A 23,991-nucleotide genomic window follows, 5' to 3' on the forward strand; every position below is an offset into this window, starting at 1 on the left:
GCATCGGCCATATTCACCCTCGCGCTCAGGCAAACCTGCGCCTAGCCTGGTAGACACCGGCTGGCGGGAACAACCCCGGCCACCGGGTGGTTGCTCATCCTGATTGACCCCGACACGAGGAGCACACATGCGCACCCGCAATGCCACTTTGGCGGCCCTAGCCGTCGCATCGCTGACACTGGCCGGCTGCAGTTCCGGCTCCAGCGACGACCCCACGCCCGCCGAGACCACGGAGCCGACCACCGGCACCACGGCGACCACCACAGCACAGGAGTGCCTTCCTGTCCCCGGAGAGCAGCTGGTGGTGCTCGAGGACGACATGATGCTCCAGAACTCCGACAACATCATCCCGGCGCTCAATGCCGACATCGCGTCTGACGACGTGATCGCGGCGCTCGACGCCGTCTCCGCCGAGCTCGACACGGAGGGGCTCATCGAGCTCAACAGCGCGGTCGACATCGACCGCCAGACCTCGGAGGAAGTGGCCGAGGCCTGGGTGGACGAGTCGGGCATCACGGTGGAGGAGACCGGCGACGGCAGCTCCATCACCGTGGGCGCCGCGAACTTCACCGAGAACATCACTCTCGCCGAGATCTACGCCGAGGTTCTCTCCGACGCGGGCTACGACACCGAGGTGCGCGAGATCGGAAACCGTGAGACCTATCTCCCCGCACTCACCAGCGGTGAGATCGACATCGTCCCCGAGTACGCCGCCACGTTCGCGGAGTTCCTCGACGGAGACATCGACAACGTCGTGGCCTCGGGCGACATCTCCGAGACCGTCGCGGCGCTGGAGCCGCTGGCCGAGGAGCAGGGTCTGGTCGTGGGTGCTGCGGCTGATGCGCAGGACCAGAACGCCTTCGCCGTCACCCAGGGCTTCATCGACGAGTACGGCGTCACCACGCTCTCCGAGCTCGCCGAATCGTGCGGGCCGATCGTGCTGGGAGGCCCTCCCGAGTGCCCCGAGCGCCCGTTCTGCCAGCCCGGCCTGGAGAGCACCTACGGCATCGAGATCGCGGAGTTCCGTGCCCTCGACGCCGGCGGACCGCTGAGCAAGACCGCGATCACCACCGGTGAGGTGGCCGTGGGCCTGGTGTTCTCGTCGGATGGAGCTCTCGCGAGCAGCTGACACCCCGCTTGACACACAGAAGGCCCGGTCCCTCGCGGGACCGGGCCTTCTGACGTTGGTACACCCCCCGGGACTCGAACCCGGAACCCACTGATTAAGAGTCAGTTGCTCTGCCAATTGAGCTAGAGGTGCTCGCGACGCGAGCGGACAGGCCGCGCGGTGCGAAAGACAACTTTAGCAGGCTGGGGCGAGCGAAGCGAAATCGGGCCGGAGCAGGAATGGTCCACGGCCGCATCGGCGTTAGGTTGTCATCATGACTGACAACCGACTCGCCGCAGGCGACACCGCACCCGACTTCACCGCCGCCACCGATCAGGGCTCGTTCACGCTCTCCGATCACCGTGGCCGGCACGTCATCCTGTACTTCTACCCCGCCGCGATGACGCCGGGCTGCACCACGGAGGCCTGCGACTTCCGCGACTCGCTCGACGCCCTCAGGGCCGCCGGATACGAGGTGGTGGGGGTCTCCAAGGACGAGCCGGCCAAGTTGGCTGAGTTCCGGGAGCAGGAAGGGCTAACGTTCACGCTCGTCTCCGACCCTGACCGCGCGGTCCAGGACGCCTACGGCGCGTGGGGCATCAAGAAGCTGTACGGCAAGGAGGTCGAGGGCTCGATCCGCTCGACTGTGGTGATCGGGCCCGACGGCACCGTCGAGCTCGCGCAGTACAACGTCAAGGCCACCGGCCACGTCGCGAAGCTCCGCCGGGACTTGGGGCTCGACTGACCCTCGACACCTAGACGGCCCGCGTATCCTGGTGGCCGCGCGCGAGTGGCGGAATTGGCAGACGCGCTGGATTTAGGTTCCAGTGTCCTCGGACGTGGGGGTTCAAGTCCCCCCTCGCGCACTTCTCTGGCGTTGTCGTCACCCGGGCCCCGTGAGGGGAGCGGGTGACGACTCCGCTGGACGCTCGGGCAGTTTTCGGGGCGTGGAGGCGCCCGGAGAGGCTGGAATCGTGATGGCACCCGAACAGCTCCATGCGTTGCTGAGACGCCACCAGGAGCGTATAGACGCACGCGTCTCCGAGCTCACCGCCGAGATGGACGCCCTGACCCGTACCCGCCGAGGCGAGTTCGACGACGACGAGCACGACCCCGAGGGCGCAACCTTGTCATCCCAGTGGTCGATGCTGGCCGGACTTCTCGAGTCCGCCCGGGAGGACGCGCGGCAGGCGGACGCAGCTGTGCGGCGCCTTGACGCGGGAGAGTACGGGATCTGCGCGGCCTGTCACCGTGCCATTCCGCCCGCGCAACTCGAGGCCCGGCCTGTGCGCCAGCGCTGCGTGGCCTGCTCTCGCTGACCGCACGCCTCGCGCGCCGGAACATGCGAAGAGCCCCGCACCCATGTGGGGTCCGGGGCTCTTGCACACAGGTCAGTGCGCGTGCTGCTCCTCAGTCTGCTGAGCGGCCACGTCGGCACGGACCTTATCCATGTCGAGGTCCTCGACGGCCTTGACCAGGTTCTGCAGGTCAGGTCCCGCGAGCGCGCCCGCCTGGTTGTAGACCATGATGCCGTCACGGAACGCCATCAGCGTGGGAATCGCGGTGATGCCGAACTGGGCACCCAGCGCCTGCTGGTCCTCGGTGTCGACCTTCGCGTGGGTGATCTCGGGCTTCTCTTCCGCCGACTGCTCAAAGATCGGGGCGAAGCGCTTGCAAGGACCGCACCACTCGGCCCAGAAGTCCACGAGGACGATCCCGTCCTTCGTGACGGTCTGCTCGAAGTTCTCGGTTGTCAATTCAACGGTACCCATGGGGTTCCTTCCTCTTGTCGCTGCGTGTCCCCTTAACGCGAGTCCGTAGGGGGGTATTCCTTTTCTAGGCTCCCACGCTCCGGCGCGGTTGCTGATGAGGCCACGACGACACGGTAGAAAGGAGGCATGACAGACATGGCAGAGATGCCACCCGAGCCTTCCGGGTGGCTGTCCGAGCGCGAGTTGCAGCACGTCCGTGGCGAGCTGCCGCTGCTCTACATCAACGCGGTGCCCGTGCGGGTCGACGCAGCGGGCGAGGTGACCGAGGTGGGGCTGCTGCTGCGAGCCGACGAGGGCGCGATCTCGCGTGCGCTCGTGGCTGGCCGCGTGCTTTTCCACGAGCGCATTCGTGACGCGCTGATCCGCAACCTCGAGAAGGACCTGGGCACCGTGGCGCTACCGCGCATCCCGACGTCGCCGACACCGTTCGCGGTGGCGGAGTACTTCCCGACGGAGGGGTTCGGCGCGTTCCATGACGCCCGGCAGCACGCTGTCGCACTGGCCTTTGTGGTCGTCGTCGACGGTGACTGCGAGCCGAGCCAGAACGCGCTCGACATCGTGTGGCTCAGCCCCGAGGAGGCCGCGAGCGATGACGTCGCGGGCGACATGACAGGCGGTCAGCACAGCCTGCTGCGCCGCGCGCTTGCCCACTGCGGCGTGCTCAACTAGCTGGCCTCGGGTCCGGCCGATGCGACGGCTGAGTCCGCGCGCACTCGACTTGCCGCGGCGCACCCCGGCCGGCCCGCGCATCAGCCGTCCTGGACGCCGGGCCGACCGACGAGACGGACCAACTCTGCCGGGCAAGACCCGCTGAACGGTGCGGGTCGCGCCCGCGCTCAGTTCATCCGTCCACTCGGCCGATGCGGGGGCGGGGTGGTGCGCGGCCTCGCCACGTCGCCGGCCGGCAGTCCGCGCCATATCAGGCACAGGCCGCGGTGGGACGATCAGGCGCGCGGTTCGGACAGCACTGCGGCCACGTGCGGCGCCATCGCCCGGAACGCCGCGCCACGGTGCGACAGCTCGTTCTTGCGCTCAGGCGCGAGCTGCGCGTTGGTCACGCTCTGACCATCGGCCACGAACGCCGGGTCGTATCCGAAACCCCCGGCCCCACGCGCCTCGCGCACCACCGTGCCACGCATGTGGCCCACCTCGACGAACTCGCGTCCGTCGGGGGTCACGAACGCTGCGGCGCAGACGAAGGACGCGGTGCGGTGCTCGTCGGGCACGTCCGCGATCTGGTCGAGGAGCAGCGCGAGGTTCGCGGCGTCGTCGCCGTGGGACCCCGCCCACCGGGCGGAGAACACTCCCGGCGCGCCGCCGAGCACGTCGACCGCGATGCCCGAGTCGTCGGCGAGGGCGGGCACACCCGTCGAGGCCGCGAGCGCCCGCGCCTTGATGAGCGCGTTGGCCTCGAACGTGACGCCGTCCTCGACGGGCGACGGCGCGTCCAGGTCCAGCGCCGATGCGACCTCGTCCCGGTGCACATGCGGCAGCAGCGGCGCGAGGATCGCCCAGATCTCTTCAACCTTGTGGGCGTTGCGGGTGGCGATCGCGAGGCGGGTCATGTCAGCCCGCCGCCTTGTCAACATCCAGCGCCCGGGCCTGCAGGCGGGCCAGGTCGGCGTTGCCGGCGGTCGCGAGCGCAAGCAGCTCGTCGAGCTCTGCCTTGCTGAACGTCTTGCCCTCGGCGGTGCCCTGCACCTCGACGAACCCGCCGTCGCCGGTCATCACCACGTTCATGTCCGTCTCCGCGCGCACGTCCTCCTCGTACGGGAGGTCGAGCATGGGCGTGCCGTCGATGATGCCCACCGAGATCGCAGACACGGAGCCCGACAGCGGCCGCGCGCCGGGCTTGATGGCGCCGTTCGCGCGGCCCCAGGCGATCGCATCTGCCAGCGCGACGTAGGCGCCGGTGATCGCGGCGGTGCGGGTGCCGCCGTCCGCCTGCAGCACGTCGCAGTCGAGCACGATGGTGTTCTCGCCCAGGCCCTTGACGTCGATCACGGCGCGCAGCGAGCGGCCGATCAGGCGGCTGATCTCGTGCGTGCGGCCGCCGATCTTGCCCCGCACCGACTCTCGGTCGTTGCGGGTGTTGGTGCTGCGCGGCAGCATCGCGTACTCGGCGGTCACCCAGCCCTCGCCTGAGCCCTTCTTCCAGCGCGGCACTCCCGCCGTGAACGAGGCGGCGCACAGCACGCGCGTGCCGCCGAACGTCACCAGGCACGAACCCTCCGCGGAGTCGAGCCACGAGCGCTCGAAGGTGACGGGGCGGAGCTGGTCAGGAGTGCGCCCATCGGCGCGAGTGAGGGAGGTCATGTCCCCGAGCCTAACGGCGGGCGCGGGCCGAGCGAAGCGCAGCTGCGGCTCAGAAGCCGTGCACGTGGCCCGGCTTCGCCAGGCATGCCAGCGGCACGTGGCGGCGCACAGCGTTGAGGGTGGGGTGCGGGTCCACCCACGACGCAATGTGCGTGACGATCAGGCCGGAGACGCCGGCCTCTGCGGCCATGCGGCCCAACTGGTCGGCCGTCATGTGGACGCCTTCGGGGTTGACCTCGCGCGTGCCCCAGCCGGCCTCGCCCAGGATCAGTCCCGCGCGAGCTGCCAGCGCGTCCACCTCGTCGCAGCGGTCGGTGTCGCCGGTGAAGAGCAGGTGCGAGTCCCCCACGGAGATCAGGTACGCGAGGGCGGGTACGGGGTGGCGGGCGCGTGCGGCGGTGATGGTGAACGGGCCCAGGCGTGCCACGTCGCCGTGCGCGAGCGGGGAGAAGTCGAACACGTCCATGTCCGCGCCGTCGGGGTCGCCCGCGACCTCGTGGACACGTCGATCGAGACCCTCAGGCCCGAGCAGCGGGATGAGCGGCAGACCCTCGTCGCGGGTGGGTCCATAGCGACGCAGCACGGACAGCGCGCCGAGATCGGCGCAGTGGTCGGGATGGCCGTGGGACACCAGCACACCGTCGGCACGCGCCGGGTCGCAGTATCTCTGAAGCGGCCCGATGGCCCCCGAACCCAGGTCCATGATGAGCCGCCACATGCGCCCCTCGTCGTCCTCGGCCTCGAGCAGGTAGCAGGACGCCGGAGAGTGCGGTCCCGCGGTGGAGCCCGCGCACCCCACGATGGTGAGCCGGATCGTCACAGCGCCTCCACCCGCGAGACCACCGGCCCGAGGAATCGCTGTGCGAGCGCCTCGAACCGCGCGCTCTCACCGGTTGCGAAGAACCGGTGATCCGCCCGGGCGCCGGAGCCGCGTTCGAGGCCCTGCGCGGTGAGCGCGCGGTAGACGTCGATCGCTGTCTCGGTGGCGGAGTCGACGAGGGTCACGTCCGGCCCCATCACGTACCCGATCGCGCCCTGCAGCATCGGGTAGTGGGTGCAGCCCAGGATGAGGGTGTCGACGTCTGCCGCCTCGAGCGGGGCGAGATACTCCCGCGCGACCTCGATGACCTCGGGCCCCGCCGTGATGCCGGCCTCGACCAGATCGACGAACCGTGGGCAGGCCTGCGAGTGCAGCGCGACGTCCGGGGCCGCGGCCAAAGCGTCGTCATACGCTCCTGAGGTGATGGTCGCCGTGGTGCCCACCACGCCGATCCGCCCGGACTTGGTGAGGGATACCGCTCGGCGGACGGCCGGGACGATCACCTCGACGACGGGCACTCCTCGCTCCTGTGAGAAACGCTCGCGGGCGTCGCGGAGCACGGCGGCCGATGCGGTGTTGCACGCGATCACCAGCATCTTCACGCCGTCCTCGACCAGGGAATCCATGATCGACAGGGCATGCCTGCGCACGTCGGAGATAGGCAGCGGACCGTAGGGCCCGTACCTGGTATCCCCCACGTAATGGATGGACTCGTGCGGCAGCTGGTCCATGATCGCTCGGGCGACCGTCAGACCCCCGACCCCGGAGTCGAACACCCCGATGGGTGCGTCACTCACGTTCGTCCTCCTCCATCGCGAACTGCACCAGCGACTCCTGCAGCCACGTCAGCGCCTGGTAGAGCATGCCGAGCCAGATCCGCTCGGGGTCCACGTCCAGATCATCCTCCGCGTCCGTCACGATCGCGTGGGTCGCAAGGTCGATCTCATCGTGCAGGCGCTCGGCGTCCTCGTCGCTGTCGAGCCGCAGTCGCGATGCGAGCACCAGCCTGACGTCTGTGAGCGCGGCGGCCGTCGACATCGCGTCGGCGGCGGGCACGGCCCATTCGGGGCCGTCCTCGCTCAGCTGCGCCCACATGGTCCGGAGGCGCTCCACCTTGAGGTTGCGCAGGTCGCCCTCGGTGAGCCGGCGGAATTCATCGGCGACGTCACGGTCGTCCTTCGACGCCGACGGCAACAGGCGCAGCACCGCTGGGTCATCCGGCTCCGACAGGGACTCCTCGAGGCCTCTGAGGTGACGGAAGATCTCGTCCGCCTCGTCGAGCCCGGCCTCGCGGTCGATCGGCGAGTCCATCCCGAACTGCTCTCCGCCAAGCAGGAGCCCGACGTCGGCGATGATGCGCGCGATGACCATGCGCTCCTCCTCGTCGAGCTCTGCCACAGCGGCCTCGCCGCGCGCGGCGAACCCCTTCACTCGCCGCTCCTGCTGAGCGTCGCCCACAGTCCGTAGCCGTGCATGGCCTGCACGTCGACCTCCATCTTCTCGCGTCCGCCGGAGCTGACCACGGAGCGGCCCTTCTCATGGACCTCGCGCATGCGCGCCTCGGCCTCGGGGCGCGAAAAGCCGAAGTAGGTCTGGAACACGTGGGTGACGTAGCTCATGAGGTTGACGGGGTCATTCCACACGATGGTGACCCACACATCGTCCGTGCGGGTTGCCACAGCACCTTCGCGCTCAAGTTCTCCCTGCGTGGACACTCCTCCAGCCTAGGGCCGATGCGCGCGCCGGGTGGGGAGGCCGGGCGTCGCCACGGCGTTCCTCGCCTGGGGTCAGTCCTCCCCGTCGTCGCCGCTGCCGAACCGGCCGTCGATGATGTCCTTGCAGGCCGGGCACACGGGGAACTTGTTCGGGTCGCGGCCGGGAATCCACACCTTGCCGCACAGCGCGATCACGGGGTCGCCCGACATGGCGGACTCCATGATCTTCTCCTTGCGCACGTAGTGCGCGAAGCGCTCCGCGTCACCCGGCTCAGAGAGTTCGCGGGTGTCGACGCGCTCGATGGTCGCGGTGCCGCCCTGCGGGGAGCCGGGCTCCGACTGGGGGTCGAGGGTCTCGCTCATGCCCACCATCCTACGACGCCGGCCGTGCCGCGAGAAGGGCGGCAGGGGCCAGGACCCTCCACACCATGACGATCCGCACCATCACGAGACGGCCGCAAGCAGCCGGCCGGCGCGCCGGTCGAAGAGCGCCCCCGCCGCCCGCAGCCCCGCGACGGCGCCCGCCGTGCCGAGCCCCACCCCGGCGACGAGCGCGAGCCAGCCCCAGCGCGCATCGGCCGTCAGGGACAGCACGAACGCGATGGTCACCAGCGGGAGCGCTGCCGCCATGGCTACGCCGGACACGAGTTGGGCGACGAGGCTCGCGCCGACCGACCCGACCTCCGCCCCGAAAGGGTTCTCCCCTGGGCCGGGAGCGCGGTAGGGCAGCAGCACGGAGGTCACCGCGGAGATGCCCAGCGTCACACCCAACGCTCCCACGCACGCGCCCACGAGGCCTGGGGTCGCGTACCACTGATCGGTCCACGCGAGCACGGCGACTGCGGCGAGGCCGACGAGTGGCACGGACCACACCAGCACCGCCTGCGTGCGTCCCCGCATCGCGGCGCGGCCGATGCGGCCCGCGACGATGTCGACGTGGAGCGCGGTCGAGTCGTAGGCGACGTCGTTGTGACGGCCCCAGCCGATCGAGGCCGCGAGCATCACGGGCGCAGCGAGCGCCCAGCGCTCGTCGAGGCCGAGGATCGGCACCACGAGCACGAAGAACACGACGGGCAGCGTGACGACTCCGATCGCGCTCACGATGTAGCGGGCGTCCGTCCGCCAGTAGACGAGCGACCTCGCACGCACTGCCGAAGCGACGCCGTCGCCGCGGCCGCCGCCGCGCGCGTCGAGGATCGCGTCGCCGCGGCGCCTCGTGCCGGCGCCCCTGAAGGTCGGGTGCACGAGGGTGAAGGCGACATTGGCCCGCCAGGCCTCGTGCACGACGACCACGGTCAGCGCAAGTAGGGCCAAGCGCCATACCGCCCCCGCGGGGTCGCCCTGCGCGAGCGCCCCGGGCGCGGCCATGCCCGCGCCCACCGGGGTGCGGCCAAGCCACTCGAGGATCACCGGTACCTCGTAAGCGAGCGCCGAGTCGAGCCCCGACCGGAAGGTGATCCACGCGGCCGGGGCGAGCAGCACGAACGCCACGGCCGCTCCAACGAGGGCACCCAGTCGCGCGCGCCGGGAGGACAGCAGCCGTCCGGACCACGCGACACACACCCGTGCGCTCACGGTCATCAGCGCGACCGTCAGCAGTCCGCCCACACTCGCGACGGCGAGCACCGCGGTGCTCTCGTAGCGCCACGCGCCGGCCAAGATCAGGAACACCGCCACGAAGAACAGCGTGGGGAGCGTGAGCGCCGCCGCGATGGTCAGCCCCGGCATCAGCCGACGCGCGGACACTCCCAGACTCGCGAACCGGCCGGGATCCAGGGTGTCCTCGAGGCCGGTCACGAGCAGCGGCACCGTCACCCAGCCCACGGCGCACACCGCGGCGAAGGCCACGAGGATCGTGGCGCGCGAATCCGACGTCTCGAAGGACAGGAACCGCTGCACCCAGAACGTCGCGGGGATCAGCGACAGCGACCACACCGCGCCCCCGACGAGCAGCAACGCGCGCCACCACTCGCGCCGCAGCTGGTGACGCACGACGCGAAACTTGAGCCCTAGGACTGCCGCAACCACGTCAGATCCCGCCCATCGGCCCCGCCACCCACGAGCCCCACGAACCGCTCCTCGAGATCCACTCCCCCGCGCACCTCATCGACGGTGCCGGCGGCAAGGATTCGCCCGCCGCCCACCACCGCGACGTGGTCGCAGAGCCGCTCGACGAGAGCCATCACATGGGACGACAGCACCACGGTGCCGCCGGTGTCCACGAACGACTGCAGGATGCGCCGGATCGCACCCGCGCTGACGGGGTCCACGGCCTCGAACGGCTCGTCGAGCACCAGCACTCGGGGCGCGTGCACGAGAGCGCACGCGAGCCCGATCTTCTTGGTCATGCCGGCGGAGAAGTCCGTGACGAGCGTGGAGCCCGCCGCGCTCAGGTCGAGTGCCGCGAGCAGGTCGTCACGCCGTTCGCGGACCACGTCCCGGGGCATCCCCCGCAGCAGGCCTGCGTAGCTGATCAGCTCGGCACCGGTGAGCCGGTCGAAGGTGTGCAGGCCGTCGGGCAGCACGCCGATCATCGGCTTGGCCTCGTCCGGCCGCGTCCACAGGTCGATCCCGTGCACCGAGACGGAGCCGGAGTCGGGCTCGAGCAAGCCAGTGGCCATCGACAGCGTGGTGGTCTTGCCAGCACCGTTGGGGCCCACCACTCCGTAGAAGCTGTGCGTGGGGATGTCGAGGTCGATGCCGTCCACCGCGAGGGTGGCGCCGAAGCGCTTGGTCAGCCCGCGCAGCGACAGCGCGGTCGCGCGCTCGTCGGTCGCGGTCACGTGGGGTTCAGCACGAGGTAGGCGGTGTAACCCAGCCATACAGCTAAGAACACGGCCCCCTCAACGCGGTTGATGCGGCCGTTGCGGTGCAGCCTGAATCCGAAGACCAGCAGCAGCACGGTCATCAGCATCACCATCGACAGGTCCCGATAGAGCAGGTCGGTGCCCACCGCAGCCGGGGCGATGAGCCCCGCGATGCCCACCACACCCAGGGTGTTGAAGAGGTTCGAGCCGATGATGTTGCCCAGCGCGAGGTCGTTCTCGCCCTTGCGGGCGGCCGCGAGCGACGAGGCCAGCTCGGGGGCAGAGGTGCCGATCGCGACGACTGTCAGGCCGATCACGAGATCGGACCAGCCGAGCTCGGTCGCGATCTCGGTCGCTCCCCACACCAGCAGGCGCGAGGAGAGCACGAGCAGCACCAGCCCCACGCTCAGCCAGATCCATGCGGCGCGCTTGGACAGCCCCCGCGACTCGGTCTCCTGGTCCACGTCGTGGGCGTAGTTCTCGTCGGGCTCCTGCCGGGATTGCAGGATCGACCATGTCAGCAGCACGACCAGCAGCAGCACCAGCACGCCCGCGTCGCCACGAGAGAGCTGGCCGTCGCTCATCAGCAGCCACGCGACGAGCGTCACCACGATCAGCAGCGGCATCTCCTTGCGAAGTATGCCCCGCCTCACGACGACGGGCAGGATGAGCGCCGTCACGGCCAGCACGAGCCCGATGTTTACGATGTTCGAGCCGAACGCGTTGCCGAGCGCGATCTCCGGAGACCCCTGCGCGGCCGCGAACGAGGACACCACGATCTCCGGGGCAGACGTGCCGAACCCGATCACGATCATGCCGATCAGCAGCGGTGCCATTCCCAAGAACTTCGCGACGGTCGCCGCGCCCATCACGAACTTCTCCGCGCTCCAGGCGAGGATTCCGAGCCCGACGAGCGTGGCGAGGGCGGGAACAATCATGGGCACGACAGTACCGGCGCGAGGCGACTTGACGCGGCGAAATCCCCCGCGTGGGGGGTGCCTCTCAACCTACGGTCGCGTAGGGTAGGTGCATCAATGTGTTCAGTTTCCGCTCGGACGCGCTCGACAGCCGTACCGACGACCGACCCCTGGAGTGACATGACGGAAACGCCGCGCAGTGCGCCCGCCCAGATCCCCAGCAATCCCATCACGCACCGATTCGCGGAGATTGCCGCGACGGTCCGCGACACCGGGCTGCTGTCTCGCGCCTACGGCTTCTACGCCACCTTCGGGGCCGCGCTGGCGCTCGCACTGGGTGGAGTCATCGCCGCGTTCATCCTGGTGGGCGAATCGTGGTGGCAGCTGGCTGTCGCCGCCGCCTTCGGGATCGTCCTCACCCAGTTCGCGTTCCTCGGGCACGAGGCGTCGCACAAGGCCGTGTTCGTGTCCGGCAATGCCAACGACCGCCTCGGCCGCATCCTCAGCACCATTGTGGTCGGCATTAGCCACCAGTGGTGGATGTCCAAGCACTCGCGTCACCACGCCAACCCCAACAAGCGCGGCGCGGACCCCGACATCGAGCAGGACACCATCACGTTCGTCGAAGAGGACGCCGCGAAGACCAAGGGAGTCGTCCGCTGGATCAATCAGCGTCAGGGATGGCTATTCTTCCCGCTGCTGACGTTCGAAGGCCTGAACCTCCACTACCGGTCCGTCGCATCCCTGGTCACTCAGGGCTCGCGCCGCCAGAAGTGGATGGAGCTGCCGATGATCGCGCTGCACTTCGGCCTGTACCTGGTGCCGCTGTTCCTGATGCTCCCGCTCGGCATGGCGTTCGCCTTCCTCGGAGTGCAGATGGCCGTCTTCGGCGTCTACATGGGTGCCTCGTTCGCTCCGAACCACAAGGGCATGATGATCGTCCCCGACGACGTCAAGATGGACTTCTTCTCCAAGCAGGTGCTCACGAGCCGCAACATCCGTGGCGGCTGGGGCATGAACATCTTCATGGGCGGGCTGAACTACCAGATCGAGCACCACCTGTTCCCCAACATGTCGCGCCCCAACTTGGCCCGCACGCGCATGATCGTTCGCGAGTATTGCGACACGCACAACGTTCCTTACACGGAGACGGGTCTGATGGAGTCCTACGGGATCGTCATCGAGTACCTGAACCGCGTGGGACTCGCCGCGAGGGACCCGTTCGACTGCCCCGAGCGCTCCGCGATGGGCCGCTGACCCGTCACGGCTCCGACGCATCTGCCGCGCACAGCGCGGGCAGTGCGGACACACTGGGACCATGTCCTTCCTGAGCGACTTCCGCGCCTCGTCTGACTCCGTGGCGCGGATGCGCCGAGACGTGCTGTTCGAGCACGACGACAACGCCAGGCGCTACTCGAAGTTCTGGGCGCTGATGCTCCTGTCAGGCGCACTCGCCGCCGCCGCAGTCCTGACCGAATCGCTCGCCGCCCTCATCGGCGCGATGATTGTCTCTCCCTTCATCACCCCCATCACGGCCGTGATGCTCGCCGCAGTGCTGAGCCAGCGCACCAACCTGCTGCGCTCGGTGGGGCAGGTGCTCGCCGGCGCGGCCGCCGTGATCGCCATCGGGTTCCTGCTCGGGCTGCTCTGGGAGGCGCCGGTCACGGCGGAGACCAACTCTCTCGTGGCGGCCCGGGTGGTGCCGATAGCGTTCGACATCGTCGTGGGTGCGCTGACCGGCGTGATCGCGGCGGTCGCACTGGTGCGCGAGGACATCTCCAACTCGGTTCCGGGCGTCGCCATCGCCGTCACCCTGATCTCCGCTCTCGCCGTGACCGGGACGCTCCTCGAGTCCGGTCAGTACTCCCAGGCGTGGGCGGCCTTTATGCTCTTCGGCGCGAACGCCAGCGCGACCGTCGCGGCGGGCACGGTCACCATGGCGGTGTGCGGCGTGAGGGCGTCGCTGGGCTTTCCGCTCGACAAAGGCTCCATAGACGCGGAAGACGACGATCCTCGCCGCGTGGACCGAGGGCCATGGAGCCGCGTCATCACGCTGGGAGTCATGGCGCTCGTGATCGCGGCACCGCTGATCGCCTCGGCGATCCATCTCACGGCCACGCAGGGCACGCAGGACACAGCGCACGAGGTGGCCCGCGAATGGGCGCTGGGCCACGACCTCGAGTTCGTGGGAATCGATGCCACGGGCGAGCACCTCACCATGAGCTTCGAAGGCCCCGCCCCTTTCCCTGCGACGGAGGATCTCGCCACCGCGCTCGAGGCGCGGGGACTGGACCCTGCCCAGGTCGAGGTGCGGCTGATGCCCGTCACCACACACATGCTGCGTGACGGGTCAGCCGCCCCCGACCGGTGAGGAACTGCGCCTACAAGCCCTGCGCTCGCTACAGACCCTGTGCCAGGCGGTAGTAGGCGGCGTTCGCGCGCATCTCGGCGGCGAAGCCGGTCAACGTGGTGGACTCGTCGATGACCAGCAGCTCGACCTCGGTCATGGTCGCGAAGTCGCGGAACACCTCGACCCCGACCTGGTTCGACATCACCGTGTGGTGAGCGGCGCCCGCCTGGATCCACGCGGTGGCCGAGGTCTGGAAGTCGGGCTGCGGCTTCCACACGGCGTGACCCACCGGCAGGTTCGGCATCGCGGACGGCAGCGCGACGTTCTCGACGACGTTGGCCACCAGGCGGAACCGTTCCCGCATGTCGCTCATGGCGACGACGATGGCGTCTCCAGCATCGGCCGTGAAGACCAGGCGAACCGGGTCCTCCTTGCCGCCGATGCCGAGCTCGGCCACCGTGAGGCGCGCCTTCTCGCTCGACAGCGCCGGGTTCACCTCAAGCATGTGGGCGCCGAGGATCAGCTCGTTGCCGGGCTCGAGGTGGTACGTGTAGTCCTCCATGAGGCTCGCGCCACCGGGAAGGCCCGCGCCCATCACGGCGGCGGTGCGCACCAGGATCGCGGTCTTCCAGTCGCCCTCGGCGCCGAACCCGTAGCCGTCGGCCATGAGTCGCTGCACCGCGAGGCCAGGCAGCTGTCGCAGCTCGCCCAGGTCCTCGAACGTGGTGGTGAAGGCCGTGAAGCCGCCCTCCTCCAGGAAGGACCGCAGGCCCAGCTCGATGGCGGCACCGTAGCGAAGGGAGTCCTCACGCTCGCCGCCAGGCCGCAGGTTCTCGTCGACGTCGTACAGGTCGACATACTCGGCCACCAGTGCGTCGATGTCCGCGTCGGACTGCGCGTGAACCACCTCGGCGAGCTCGTTGACTCCCCAGGTATTGACCTGGACGCCCAGCTTGATCTCGGCCTCGGTCTTGTCACCCTCGGTGACAGCGACGTTGCGCATGTTGTCGCCGAACCGCGCGAGGCGCAGGTTCTGCGTCGCAAAGCGGCCCGCGGCCGCGCGCACCCAGGTCCCCACGCGCTCCTGCGTGGCGGGGTGCGAGGCGTGTCCGGCCACCGTCGTGCGGGGGATGGACATGCGGGTCTCGATGTAGCCGAACTCGCGGTCGCCGTGCGCGGCCTGGTTCAGGTTCATGAAGTCCATGTCGATCTTGTCCCACGGCAGGCCCACGTTCGCCTGGGTGTGCAGGTGCAGCAGCGGCTTGTCGAGGGCGCCGAGACCCGCGATCCACATCTTGGCCGGGCTGAAGGTGTGCATCCACGCGATGATGCCGATCACCTTGTCGTTGGCGTTGGCCTCGAGCATCGCCTGGCGGATGCCGTCGCGAGACTTCACGACCGGCTTCCACACGATCCGCGCGGGAACCGCAGCGGCTCCATCCAGCGTCGCGGCGACCTGCTGCGACTGCTCGGCCACCTGGCGGAGCGTCTCGTCCCCGTAGAGATCCTGGCTCCCCGTGAGGAACCAGACTTCGTACTCGGAAAGGTCGGGAATGACTGAACGAGTGCTCACTTCGATTCTCCTTCTGCGGGCTTCTCGCCGCGCTGTCCATAGACATTCTGATAGCGATCGAAGAGGGCATCGATCTTGTCCTGAGGAAGGGGAATGAGTTCCCCGCCCTGACGTGCAATGTGGGTGGTGCGAGCCACGTCCTCGCACATGACGGCAGCCTTGACCGCGGCCTTGGCGTCCTTGCCGATGGTGAACACGCCGTGGTTCTGCATCAGTACCGCGGGCGAGCGGTGGCCCTCGAGAGTGGCGACGATTCCCCGACCGATGCTGTCGTCTCCGATGATCGCGAACGGCCCCACGGGCACGGGTCCACCGAACTCGTCTGCCATCCCGGTGATGTGGCACGGGATCTCCTCGCCGCGCGCCGCCCACGCGGTGGCGTAGGTGGAATGGGTGTGCACCACTCCGCCCACCTGCGCCATGTTGCGGTACACGTAGGCGTGCGCCGCGGTGTCGGATGACGGGTTGCGCTCCGAGCCCGGCGATCCCGGGACGGCCTCGCCGTCGAGAGTGCACAGGATCATGTTCTCGGGGGCGAGCTCGTCGTAGCTCACGCCGGAGGGCTTGATGACGAACAGCTCCTCCCCGGGCACGCGGCCTGAGACATTGCCGCCGGTCCACACGACGAGCTCGTACCGCGTGAGCTCGCTATGCAGACGGGACACATCCGCCCGGATGCGATCGATGGATTCCTGAACGGCGGAGCTGAACTGGCTCACTGGAGTGCCTCCTGGCGGGACTGCTGTGTGCGATTTATGGCGCCGCGAAAGCCGCCTTCTGAGCATGCACGCGGACGAGAGTTCCTACGGTACAGGCCGGCGACATTGTTGACCGGGACGGAGGTCACAGCGGCGGTCACCGATGCGCATTCACGGTTCGCGTTGTCGAGCCCGGATGCGTTGGGCGCGCCATCAGGGGGCGCACCTCCGTGGGGCGTCATGGCGTGAACGTTAACAGCGAAGGGCGGATCGGGCAACGCGACACACGCATGGCAGTCAAGGTCCCGACAGGCGCATGCAGATGGCGCGCGCCGATGGTCTCCTCCACCGGCGTCCCCGGATCGGGCTGATGCTGCTGGAGCAGATCGATCCGAGCCGTCTGCAGCCGCTGGAGCCACACTTCGCACGCGACGTGGACGCCGGCGCACAGGGTGAAGGGGGGGTCCGAAGGCGCGCTGTTCCACAGTCGCCGCGCTGGCCCGACCAGGTCGGGATGCACGAAAGGCCGCCGCTCTCCGGCGAAGGAGAACGGCGGCCTTTCGGTCACCCACCAGGGATGAAAACGTGGAGATGGCGGGAATCGAACCCGCGTCCGCGTGTACGACGTCAGGTATTCTCCGGGCGCAGTCTGAATGATCATTATCTCGGACCCGCACTGTCTTCAGACAAACTGTGCGATAGCCCCAGCCACCTAAGAGTCCCCCACCCCCCGGTGACGAGGAGGTGGAGCAAGTTCCCTAAATGACGCCAGGGACCAGGACGGGAACAAGCCTGGGCTGACGGACTTCTACGCTCGCTTAAGCAGCGAGGGCGAAGTCGGTGCGCTTGGAATCGGCACCTATTGGTTTGCCACGATCGTTAACGAGATAACGTGACGTCCTCGGCCCGCTTCCCCTGAGGAAAGCACACACGTCGAAACCGATCATCCCCTGTGCAGTTGTCCCTCTAGTGTACGCCCGTACCCCCGTATGTATCAACGACCGATGCGGTCGCTGGGCAGGTCGGCCCGGTCACCTAGTGCCGTACGGGTCGGGCGGCCCCATGATGATGCGCCACACCCACAGCGCCGCGTCGCCCACCGGTGCACGCGGCTCCCGATCAAGCCATGCGCCGATGACCCCCACGATGGACCCCGTGACACCTGCGGCGATCACGTCGATGGGGACGTCGCGATCGCGCTCGGCCACCGTTTGCGCCGAGTCGTAGATGGCGTCGTGGATGTGCTGACGCAGCCGGGCGAGCACCACTCCGGAGCCGGGCTCCGTGAAGACCCGCCGGTAGAGCTCGGCATGAGCGTCGATGTGCGTGAGGAACGTGACGAGCACCTGAGGGGGCTCGCGCGACCACTCGTCGATGCAGCGCAGCTGCGCGCCCGCCTCCTGTGCCACCAGGTCGAGGGCGTCCGCGAGCAGCGTCTCCTTGTCCGAGTAGTGCTGGTAGAAGGTGCTGCGATTGACGCCAGCGCGCTGGGCAATGTCGCTGATCGAGACGTGATCCACGCCGCGCTCGCGCGCGAGCGCGAACAGCGCCTCCTGCAGGCTGCGGCGAGTTCTCGCGATGCGTGCGTCCACCACGTGATTGTGCACCCTGGTGCGCGCCTTCACCAACTGATAACCGACACCTGTCGTGTAAATCGCGGATGCGGGTTACACTTTCCGCAGGCATCGTCGCCGCTCACTCGTCCCCTTCCCTGAGAAAGGCACTAGACGTGGCCAACCTCCTCTTCCGCCTCGGCCGTGGCTCCGCTGCGAGGCCATTCGTCGCGATCGTCGCATGGCTGGTGGCGCTCGCAGCCGCCGCTGGCGCGTTCCTCACCTTCGGTGGCACCCTCACCGACAGCTTCACCATTCCGGGCACCGAGACTCAACGGGTCTCCGACCAGCTCTCGGAGGAGATCTCCGGGCTTGACGGCGCCTCCGCCCGCGTGGTGTTCGAATCCGAGGACGGCTCCGCGCTCGACGAGCAGCAGCAGACACGGATCAGTGAGGCCCTCACTGAGGCGACCGACATCGACTCCGTGTCCAACGTCGTCGATCCGTTCGCGACCGCCGCAGAACGCGCCGAACAGGTCGCCCAGCTCGAGTCGGGTGCCGACGAGATCGACAGCGCACGCGCTGAGATCGCGGCCGGGCAGGAGCAGATCGATTCCGGGCTCGCTGAGCTAGAGGCCGGTCAGGCACAGCTCGACGAGGCCCAGGCGCAGCTCGACGCCGCCATCCAGCAGGCACAGGACGCGGGCGCCTACGAGCAGCAGCAAGAGCAGTTCGAGGCGCAGCAGGCCGAGCTCGACGAGCAGCAGGCGCAGATCGACGCGGGCCTCGAGGAGATCGCCGCGCAGCAGGCAGAGCTCGACGCAGGCCTGGCCGAGCTGGAGACGCAGGCAACGCAGGTCGAGCTCGGGCGGCAGCTCGCCGAGGACGCCTCTGGTATTCGCACGGTGTCCGAGGACGGATCCACCGCGCTGGGTGTGGTGCAGTTCTCCGCCAGCGGATTCGACCTGTCCCAGGAGGACAAGGACGGCGTCATCGAGACGATCGAGTCGGCACCCATCGACGGTGTCGACGTGTACTTCTCCGCCGAGATCGCCACGTCGGTGGACGGCATTCTCGGCATCGGCGAGATCATCGGCGTGATTCTCGCGCTCATCGTGCTGCTCGTGATGATGCGCACGTGGCTCCCGGCCATCCAGCCCATCGTGACGTCGGTCATCGGCGTGGGCGTGGGTGTCGCGACCGCGTTGGCCTTCTCCGACGTCACCGAGATGTCCTCCGTGACCCCCGTGCTGGGCGTCATGCTGGGGCTCGCCGTGGGCATCGACTACTCCTTGTTCATCGTCAACCGCCACCGCAAGCAGCTCAAGCAGGGCATGGACGTCCTCGAGTCGGTGGGGCTCGCGAACGGCACCTCCGGCAACGCGGTGGTGTTCGCGGGATCGACCGTGCTGATCGCGCTGCTCGCGCTCAACGTGACCGGGATCCCGTTTCTGGGCGTGATGGGATCAGTGGCCGCATTCTGCGTGGCGATCGCGGTGCTCGTCGCCGTCTCCCTTACCCCGGCGCTGCTCGGCCTGACCGGCATGAAGGCGATCTCCAAACGCTCCCGCGACCGCATCGGCCACCCCGAGGAGGCCGTGCGCCCCGTGACGCCTATGCGCACCGGTCGCGCGGTGCTCGCTCTCGTCGTCGCCGCCGTGGCGCTTGCCGTGATCGCGATCCCGTCCGCCTCCATGCGACTCGGACTTCCCGACGGCACCCAGGAGCCCCAGGACTCGACCCAGTTCCAGGCGTACACGACCATCGACGAGCGGTTCGGCGAGGGCCTGAACGGCACGCTGCTAGTCACGGCCGACCTCCCCGAGGCCGTGTCGGAGCAGGGCGTGCTCGCCGCGCAGGTGGCGATCCAGGATGCGATCACCGCCCAGAGCGACGTGGTGGCAGCCGCGCCAGCGGGCGTCTCCGACGATCGTGACTTCATGGCCTTCCAGGTCATCCCCAGAGAGGGCCCGTCCAGCGAATCCACGGAGGAGCTGGTGAACGCGCTTCGCGCGCTGTCGCCGCTCGATGTCGAGGTCGATGGCGCGGACCTGAGCGACACAGTTATCGGCGTGGCCGGCTCGGCCTCGGGCAACATCGATGTCTCCGAGAAGCTCGACGAGGCGCTGCCGCTGTACCTCGCGGTCGTGGTCGGGCTGTCCCTCATCATCCTCATCGTGGTGTTCCGCTCGCTGCTCGTGCCGTTGATCGCCACCGCGGGGTTCGTGCTGTCGTTGTTCGCCTCGTTCGGCGTGATCACGGCCGTGTACCAGTGGGGATGGCTGTCCGACATCTTCGGCGTCCACTCCCCGGGGCCGGTCCTCAGCTTCCTGCCGATCCTGCTGACCGGAATCCTGTTCGGTCTCGCGATGGACTATCAGCTGTTCCTCACCTCGGGCATGCGAGAGGCGTACGTCCATGGCGCGAACGCGCGCCAAGCCGTCGTCGCCGGCCTGCACAACGGCCGCGCCGTGGTGACGGCGGCGGCGATCATCATGGCCTCCGTCTTCGGCGGGTTCGTGTTCTCGCACATCGCGATGATCCAGCCCATGGGGCTGGGGCTCGCGACCGGGGTGCTGCTGGATGCGTTCGTGGTGCGCATGGTGATCGTGCCCGCCCTGATCCATGTCGCCGGCGAGCGCGCGTGGTGGCTGCCGGCTTGGCTCGATCGGATCCTGCCGAACGTGGACGTCGAGGGCTCGGCCCTCGAGCGCTCGCACCCGGTCACGGCCAGCGGCACCGCGGACACCTCACCGCGCGACTGACCCCATTCGCTCGAAGTCCGTCGGGGGCGCCACTGAGGCGTCCCCGACGGACCTCCACCCCAGACCGTCCTCGCGGACGATGCCACGGGCTCGCTGGCCCGCCTAGCGTGGTCCGCATGGCAGCCGACCGCGTGACCACCCACCTGGAAGCGACCCGTTCCCGCCTCTACGGCAGGCACGAGCGGATCCTGATCGCCGCCGTGGCCGACGGCGAGGGCACGCACCACACGTATGGCGCACCTGAGGACGTCGATGCGGAGATCGGCTCTGTCTCCAAGGGGCTCACTGGCCTGCTCTACCGGGACGCCGTGGAGCGCGGGCACGTCACTCCCGACACCACCCTGGGCGATGCGCTCGAGCGGCCCGAGGGCGCCTACGCAAAGGTCACGCTGGGGGCCTTGGCGACCCACGCATCGGGCCTGCCGCCCCAGCCGCCTTACGGGGGCCCTCGCACGCTCATGCGCCGCACCTGGCGCATGTGGCGTCACGGCGAGAACCCGTACGGCGAGTCTCTCGACGCGCTGCTGGACGAGGCCGCCGACGTGCGGCTCGGCCGGCCCCGGTTTGCGTACTCGAACCTGGGCTACGAGTTGCTCGGCGCCGCTCTCGCGCGCACGGCCGGGACGTCCTACGAGCAACTGCTGCGCACGCGGATCGCCGAGCCCCTCGGAATGACCGGCGTCTCCGTGCCCGCGACGCCCGCATGCCTATCGCCTCTCGCGCTGCGTGGGCGTTCCAAGGGCGGCCGGCCGCACGAGCCCTGGACGGGAGAGGCCATCGGTCCCGCTGGCGGGGTCCGCGCGACAGCAGGAGATCTCGAGGCGCTGCTGACCGGTCTGCTCGAAAACCGCGCCCCCGGGGTCTCCGCGCTTGACCCGGTGGCCGAGGCTGCCGGCAAGTCGCGCATCGGCGCCGCCTGGCTCACCACTCCGGTGGGCGGCTCGTCGGTGACGTGGCACAACGGTCGCACCGGCGGCTTCGCCTCGTGGGTCGGCGTCGACCGCGATGCCGGGGTGGGGCTCGCGATCGTGTCCGCCACGGCGGCGAGCCTGGACCGGGAGGGTTTCAGGGCTCTGGCGCGGCTGCGCGACGGGGCGAGCGGCTAGGTCGCGCCCGCGCCGATCACAGCCCCGCTGGCCTCACCAGCCGCCGCCACCGCCGCCAAAGCTGCCGCCTCCCGAGAAGCCGCCGCCGGAGGAGAACCCCGAGCCGCCGCTCGTCCCCGCCGCCGGCGTCGAGATGGCAGAGTCCGTCAGCGACGTGAAGTCCTGCATCTGAGTCCCGAAGCTCTGGTGGTAGAGCCAGAACCCGGCGCCGTAGTGGGCGCCGTACCAGGTGGGCGACGGCACGTCGTAGCCCTCCCGCGCCAGGGCCGCGAACTTCTCGGACCACTTGTCGGCAATCCCGAAGGCGATCGCGTAGGGCAGGTACTGGCTGAAGATGTCATGCCCCTCCTCGAAGCGCAGCCGGTGCCCGTCCGCGGTCTCCAGGAACAGCTTGAAGCCCTTGGTCTGGGCGAGAATCCGGGTGCCCTCGGCGGTCCGGGCGGAGGCCTTGCCTGTCAGTGCCAGCATCACGATCGACACGATCACGAGCGGCAGCCCCACCAGTGCCCACCTGCTGTTGGCGGCGAGCACGATCGTGGCGATCACGCCGGCGACGAGACCGCACACGCCGATCACGGCCCATGCCACGCGGGCCGACTGCGGGTTCCGATGGAACCAGCCCCGGTCCGTGACGTCTGCGTACATCTCCTTCTGCACCTTCGCGAGGTCGGCCGCGAAGGTGGCCTTCAGGTCCGTGAGAGTCACCTCAGAACGGTCAAGGAAGATCGCGTCGAACAGCGTGCGCCCATAGGCCGGCATCGCGTCGTCCCCGTCGCGGAGTTTCACCAGTGTGTAGTCCTCGGGCTCCTGCTCGTCTCCCACCGGGTCGATGCGCAGGTAGCCGCGCACCGCCTGATCCACGATGGTGGCCGTCACGTCACGGACGTCGGCTTTCTCGTCGAGGAGGGTGCCGAGCTGGCCTGGGCGCAGGCCCGCAGGCGGCTCGAACTGGACCGCGACGGGCTGTCCGCCGGCCACCGGGCGCGTGGCCCCATCGGCTCCTGACACCGGGCCGAGGCCCGGGGTGAGGCCCGCATACTGCCGGTCCACCGCGGTGCGGCGGAAGTACAGCGCCAGCGCGCCAAGCCCGGCGGCGAGCATCGCGAGGGCGATTCCCACGGTCCACGGCGTGATCGCGAAGGCCCGCACGATGTCGTTCTCGATGCGCGTGTTCTGCGTGGTGTCGAAGGACCCACTCGGGTACAGGGCTGCCACCGACACCGGTTCGCCCGGATCAAGGTCGCCGGCCTCGAAGGTGACCGACTCGCTCGGCTCGCCCACCGCCTCACAACCGTCACGGCTGCCCTGCGGGCCCGCGAAGCACGCGACCTCGGTGGCGGCGATCGGGGACTCCACAGTGATCGACACGTCACGGATGGGCGTCTCCCAGCCGCTGCCGATGGCGTCCCAGTAGAACTCGTCGCCTGCGAGCGCCTCGTCAGTCTCGCTGGCCTCCGTGGCGTCCATCGCGCGCGCCACCGAGTACGTGATCACGTAGGTCTGGACGCCCGAGACGTCGTCGACGTCCTCGTCCCCGATCCTCACCACCAGCGAGCCGCCCTGCGAGTCGACGTCGAGCTCATCGGGCGCACCCGACGGGCTGGTGGCCGTGATGTCCGTGACGTCGAAGAGCCGCTCGTAGCCGTCCTCAATGGGCTGCGCGGTGGGAAGGGTGAAGACCACCCCGTGCCCGGGCTCGTCGCCGAAGTCGAAGTCGATCTCGGTGCGCACGTCCACCGACCCGTCCTCGTGGAGTGCGTACGTCGCATCCCACTGGAGCACTTCGCGTCCCGGGTGGTCGTCCGGTCCAACGACGTCACCGGCCGATGCGGCCGCGGGCAAGGCGGACACGGCAAGCGCGAGCGCACTGGCGCACGCGACGGTCGCGGCGCGCAGGAGGGCGACGGGGGTAGCCGCGGGGCGCGCGGCGGTGAAGACGGCGAGGGAGGGCATGCCTCCATTGTGCCGAGGCTCGGCGCCGCCCGTGACCGAGTTCTTACGTGTTGCGACGCAGGCTCATGGCCCGCTGCGCCTCACGATCGTCCTGCTTCTGGCGCAGCGTCTGACGCTTGTCGTACAGCTTCTTACCTCGTCCGATGCCGATCTCGACCTTGGCGCGACCCTTCACGAAGTACAGCCGCAAGGGCACGATGGTGAAGCCCTTCTCACGGGTCTTGATCATCAGCTCGTCGAGTTCGGTGTGATGCAGCAGCAGCTTGCGACGGCGGCGAGGCGCGTGATTGGTCCAGGTCCCCTGGGTGTACTCGGGGATGTGGATGTTCTCGAGCCAGGCCTCGTTGTTGTCGACGTAGATGTATCCCTCGCCGATGGCTGCGCGGCCTTGGCGCAACGCCTTGACCTCTGTGCCCTGCAGGACGATCCCGGCCTCGTAGGTCTTGTCGATGAAGTAGTCGTGGGTGGCCGACCTGTTGGTCGCGACGATCTTCTGCTCGTCTACCATGACTCACCTCCTCGATCTTCCGTACGCTTG

General features: G+C 68.9%; 24 protein-coding genes, 2 tRNA genes and 1 other RNA gene. 9 read left to right on the forward strand and 18 right to left on the reverse strand.

The window, feature by feature from the left end; genetic code table 11:
• Positions 1 to 127 precede the first annotated feature (127 nt).
• Positions 128 to 1,129, forward strand: a complete 1,002-nt coding sequence (locus tag ACNI3K_RS08585) for a glycine betaine ABC transporter substrate-binding protein (protein ID WP_419391466.1) — start codon at positions 128 to 130, stop codon at positions 1,127 to 1,129.
• Between the two features lie 56 nt (positions 1,130 to 1,185).
• Here ACNI3K_RS08585 and ACNI3K_RS08590 read toward each other — a convergent pair.
• Positions 1,186 to 1,261, reverse strand: a tRNA-Lys gene (locus tag ACNI3K_RS08590).
• A gap of 121 nt (positions 1,262 to 1,382) precedes the next feature.
• Between ACNI3K_RS08590 and bcp the strand changes: the two genes are divergently transcribed.
• The 3 genes from bcp to ACNI3K_RS08605 all read left to right on the forward strand — a co-directional run bounded on the left by bcp (position 1,383) and on the right by ACNI3K_RS08605 (position 2,427).
• Positions 1,383 to 1,853, forward strand: coding sequence for a thioredoxin-dependent thiol peroxidase (gene bcp / locus ACNI3K_RS08595; RefSeq protein ID WP_419391467.1), 471 nt, complete (start codon positions 1,383 to 1,385; stop codon positions 1,851 to 1,853).
• Positions 1,854 to 1,892: 39 nt separating this feature from the next.
• A tRNA-Leu gene (locus tag ACNI3K_RS08600) sits at positions 1,893 to 1,974 on the forward strand.
• Positions 1,975 to 2,085: 111 nt separating this feature from the next.
• Positions 2,086 to 2,427: a TraR/DksA family transcriptional regulator gene (locus ACNI3K_RS08605; protein ID WP_419391635.1), complete on the forward strand. Its 342-nt coding sequence runs from the start codon at positions 2,086 to 2,088 to the stop codon at positions 2,425 to 2,427.
• A gap of 72 nt (positions 2,428 to 2,499) precedes the next feature.
• Here ACNI3K_RS08605 and trxA read toward each other — a convergent pair whose 3' ends face one another.
• Positions 2,500 to 2,880 carry a thioredoxin gene (gene trxA, locus ACNI3K_RS08610; protein ID WP_419391468.1) on the reverse strand — a complete coding sequence of 127 codons (381 nt, stop codon included), beginning with the start codon at positions 2,878 to 2,880 and terminating at the stop codon, positions 2,500 to 2,502.
• 126 nt (positions 2,881 to 3,006) lie between these two features.
• Between trxA and ACNI3K_RS08615 the strand changes: the two genes are divergently transcribed.
• Positions 3,007 to 3,549, forward strand: coding sequence for a DUF4916 domain-containing protein (locus tag ACNI3K_RS08615; protein WP_419391469.1), 543 nt, complete (start codon positions 3,007 to 3,009; stop codon positions 3,547 to 3,549).
• Positions 3,550 to 3,824: 275 nt separating this feature from the next.
• Here the strand turns inward: ACNI3K_RS08615 and rdgB are convergent, their stop codons facing one another.
• The 10 genes from rdgB to ACNI3K_RS08665 form a co-directional block, all read right to left on the reverse strand.
• Positions 3,825 to 4,445 carry an RdgB/HAM1 family non-canonical purine NTP pyrophosphatase gene (rdgB, locus tag ACNI3K_RS08620; RefSeq protein ID WP_419391470.1) on the reverse strand — a complete coding sequence of 207 codons (621 nt, stop codon included), beginning with the start codon at positions 4,443 to 4,445 and terminating at the stop codon, positions 3,825 to 3,827.
• Between the two features lies 1 nt (position 4,446).
• The gene (gene rph / locus ACNI3K_RS08625) at positions 4,447 to 5,196 is read right to left on the reverse strand and encodes a ribonuclease PH (protein ID WP_419391471.1); all 750 of its coding nucleotides are present in this window, start codon (positions 5,194 to 5,196) and stop codon (positions 4,447 to 4,449) included.
• A 49-nt stretch (positions 5,197 to 5,245) separates the two neighbouring features.
• Entirely contained in the window at positions 5,246 to 6,016 is a 771-nt protein-coding gene (locus ACNI3K_RS08630) for an MBL fold metallo-hydrolase (protein ID WP_419391472.1), read from the reverse strand.
• The gene (murI, locus tag ACNI3K_RS08635; RefSeq protein WP_419391473.1) at positions 6,013 to 6,813 is read right to left on the reverse strand and encodes a glutamate racemase; all 801 of its coding nucleotides are present in this window, start codon (positions 6,811 to 6,813) and stop codon (positions 6,013 to 6,015) included. The genes ACNI3K_RS08630 and murI overlap by 4 nt, the downstream gene beginning before the upstream one ends.
• Complete coding sequence (locus ACNI3K_RS08640; protein ID WP_419391474.1) at positions 6,806 to 7,447, reverse strand: DUF2017 family protein; 642 nt, start codon at positions 7,445 to 7,447, stop codon at positions 6,806 to 6,808. The genes murI and ACNI3K_RS08640 overlap by 8 nt, the downstream gene beginning before the upstream one ends.
• Positions 7,444 to 7,731: an ATP-dependent Clp protease adapter ClpS gene (clpS, locus tag ACNI3K_RS08645; protein ID WP_419391475.1), complete on the reverse strand. Its 288-nt coding sequence runs from the start codon at positions 7,729 to 7,731 to the stop codon at positions 7,444 to 7,446. Before clpS ends, ACNI3K_RS08640 begins: the two co-directional genes overlap by 4 nt.
• Before the next feature lie 72 nt (positions 7,732 to 7,803).
• Positions 7,804 to 8,094: a DUF3039 domain-containing protein gene (locus ACNI3K_RS08650; RefSeq protein ID WP_419391476.1), complete on the reverse strand. Its 291-nt coding sequence runs from the start codon at positions 8,092 to 8,094 to the stop codon at positions 7,804 to 7,806.
• 81 nt (positions 8,095 to 8,175) lie between these two features.
• A complete protein-coding gene (locus tag ACNI3K_RS08655; protein WP_419391477.1) occupies positions 8,176 to 9,759 on the reverse strand; it encodes a hypothetical protein in 1,584 nt (527 codons plus the stop codon).
• Positions 9,741 to 10,514 carry an ABC transporter ATP-binding protein gene (locus ACNI3K_RS08660; protein WP_419391478.1) on the reverse strand — a complete coding sequence of 258 codons (774 nt, stop codon included), beginning with the start codon at positions 10,512 to 10,514 and terminating at the stop codon, positions 9,741 to 9,743. Before ACNI3K_RS08660 ends, ACNI3K_RS08655 begins: the two co-directional genes overlap by 19 nt.
• On the reverse strand, positions 10,511 to 11,476 hold the full coding sequence (locus ACNI3K_RS08665) for a calcium/sodium antiporter (RefSeq protein ID WP_419391479.1): 966 nt from the start codon (positions 11,474 to 11,476) through the stop codon (positions 10,511 to 10,513). The genes ACNI3K_RS08660 and ACNI3K_RS08665 overlap by 4 nt, the downstream gene beginning before the upstream one ends.
• Positions 11,477 to 11,635: 159 nt before the next feature.
• Between ACNI3K_RS08665 and ACNI3K_RS08670 the strand changes: the two genes are divergently transcribed.
• Together ACNI3K_RS08670 and ACNI3K_RS08675 are read left to right on the forward strand one after the other, a co-directional pair.
• Entirely contained in the window at positions 11,636 to 12,712 is a 1,077-nt protein-coding gene (locus tag ACNI3K_RS08670) for a fatty acid desaturase family protein (RefSeq protein ID WP_419391480.1), read from the forward strand.
• A 61-nt stretch (positions 12,713 to 12,773) separates the two neighbouring features.
• Positions 12,774 to 13,826, forward strand: a complete 1,053-nt coding sequence (locus tag ACNI3K_RS08675) for a DUF389 domain-containing protein (RefSeq protein WP_419391481.1) — start codon at positions 12,774 to 12,776, stop codon at positions 13,824 to 13,826.
• Positions 13,827 to 13,854: 28 nt separating this feature from the next.
• Here ACNI3K_RS08675 and araA read toward each other — a convergent pair whose 3' ends face one another.
• From araA to ACNI3K_RS08695, 4 genes are all read right to left on the reverse strand, one after another.
• Positions 13,855 to 15,378, reverse strand: a complete 1,524-nt coding sequence (gene araA, locus ACNI3K_RS08680; protein ID WP_419391482.1) for an L-arabinose isomerase — start codon at positions 15,376 to 15,378, stop codon at positions 13,855 to 13,857.
• A complete protein-coding gene (locus ACNI3K_RS08685) occupies positions 15,375 to 16,097 on the reverse strand; it encodes an L-ribulose-5-phosphate 4-epimerase (protein ID WP_419391483.1) in 723 nt (240 codons plus the stop codon). The genes araA and ACNI3K_RS08685 overlap by 4 nt, the downstream gene beginning before the upstream one ends.
• A gap of 562 nt (positions 16,098 to 16,659) precedes the next feature.
• Positions 16,660 to 17,027: a transfer-messenger RNA gene (gene ssrA, locus ACNI3K_RS08690) on the reverse strand.
• A gap of 80 nt (positions 17,028 to 17,107) precedes the next feature.
• Complete coding sequence (locus ACNI3K_RS08695; protein WP_419391484.1) at positions 17,108 to 17,668, reverse strand: TetR/AcrR family transcriptional regulator; 561 nt, start codon at positions 17,666 to 17,668, stop codon at positions 17,108 to 17,110.
• A gap of 137 nt (positions 17,669 to 17,805) precedes the next feature.
• On the opposite strand from ACNI3K_RS08695, the gene ACNI3K_RS08700 reads away from it, so the two are divergent.
• Both ACNI3K_RS08700 and ACNI3K_RS08705 read left to right on the forward strand, forming a co-directional pair.
• Positions 17,806 to 20,394 carry an MMPL family transporter gene (locus ACNI3K_RS08700; RefSeq protein WP_419391485.1) on the forward strand — a complete coding sequence of 863 codons (2,589 nt, stop codon included), beginning with the start codon at positions 17,806 to 17,808 and terminating at the stop codon, positions 20,392 to 20,394.
• A gap of 116 nt (positions 20,395 to 20,510) precedes the next feature.
• Positions 20,511 to 21,500 (forward strand): serine hydrolase domain-containing protein, encoded by a 990-nt coding sequence (locus ACNI3K_RS08705; protein WP_419391486.1) that lies wholly within the window; start codon positions 20,511 to 20,513, stop codon positions 21,498 to 21,500.
• A gap of 33 nt (positions 21,501 to 21,533) precedes the next feature.
• Here ACNI3K_RS08705 and ACNI3K_RS08710 read toward each other — a convergent pair whose 3' ends face one another.
• On the reverse strand, positions 21,534 to 23,453 hold the full coding sequence (locus tag ACNI3K_RS08710; protein WP_419391487.1) for a DUF2207 domain-containing protein: 1,920 nt from the start codon (positions 23,451 to 23,453) through the stop codon (positions 21,534 to 21,536).
• Positions 23,454 to 23,496: 43 nt separating this feature from the next.
• Entirely contained in the window at positions 23,497 to 23,961 is a 465-nt protein-coding gene (smpB, locus tag ACNI3K_RS08715) for an SsrA-binding protein SmpB (RefSeq protein ID WP_419391488.1), read from the reverse strand.
• Between the last annotated feature and the right edge of the window lie 30 nt (positions 23,962 to 23,991).

Origin of the sequence: Demequina ureilytica (assembly GCF_048553575.1) — a bacterium.
Classification (GTDB): domain Bacteria; phylum Actinomycetota; class Actinomycetes; order Actinomycetales; family Demequinaceae; genus Demequina.

What these genes read in the sequence shown, in the direction of transcription:
- ACNI3K_RS08585 (WP_419391466.1), top strand. Translation starts at nt 128, where the DNA reads ATGCGCACCCGCAATGCCACTTTGGCGGCCCTAGCCGTCGCATCGCTG.
- bcp (WP_419391467.1), top strand. Translation starts at nt 1,383, where the DNA reads ATGACTGACAACCGACTCGCCGCAGGCGACACCGCACCCGACTTCACC.
- ACNI3K_RS08605 (WP_419391635.1), top strand. Translation starts at nt 2,086, where the DNA reads ATGGCACCCGAACAGCTCCATGCGTTGCTGAGACGCCACCAGGAGCGT.
- trxA (WP_419391468.1), bottom strand. Translation starts at nt 2,880, where the DNA reads ATGGGTACCGTTGAATTGACAACCGAGAACTTCGAGCAGACCGTCACG.
- ACNI3K_RS08615 (WP_419391469.1), top strand. Translation starts at nt 3,007, where the DNA reads ATGACAGACATGGCAGAGATGCCACCCGAGCCTTCCGGGTGGCTGTCC.
- rdgB (WP_419391470.1), bottom strand. Translation starts at nt 4,445, where the DNA reads ATGACCCGCCTCGCGATCGCCACCCGCAACGCCCACAAGGTTGAAGAG.
- rph (WP_419391471.1), bottom strand. Translation starts at nt 5,196, where the DNA reads ATGACCTCCCTCACTCGCGCCGATGGGCGCACTCCTGACCAGCTCCGC.
- ACNI3K_RS08650 (WP_419391476.1), bottom strand. Translation starts at nt 8,094, where the DNA reads ATGAGCGAGACCCTCGACCCCCAGTCGGAGCCCGGCTCCCCGCAGGGC.
- ACNI3K_RS08665 (WP_419391479.1), bottom strand. Translation starts at nt 11,476, where the DNA reads ATGATTGTTCCCGCCCTCGCCACGCTCGTCGGGCTCGGAATCCTCGCC.
- ACNI3K_RS08670 (WP_419391480.1), top strand. Translation starts at nt 11,636, where the DNA reads ATGACGGAAACGCCGCGCAGTGCGCCCGCCCAGATCCCCAGCAATCCC.
- ACNI3K_RS08675 (WP_419391481.1), top strand. Translation starts at nt 12,774, where the DNA reads ATGTCCTTCCTGAGCGACTTCCGCGCCTCGTCTGACTCCGTGGCGCGG.
- ACNI3K_RS08705 (WP_419391486.1), top strand. Translation starts at nt 20,511, where the DNA reads ATGGCAGCCGACCGCGTGACCACCCACCTGGAAGCGACCCGTTCCCGC.
- ACNI3K_RS08710 (WP_419391487.1), bottom strand. Translation starts at nt 23,453, where the DNA reads ATGCCCTCCCTCGCCGTCTTCACCGCCGCGCGCCCCGCGGCTACCCCC.
- smpB (WP_419391488.1), bottom strand. Translation starts at nt 23,961, where the DNA reads ATGGTAGACGAGCAGAAGATCGTCGCGACCAACAGGTCGGCCACCCAC.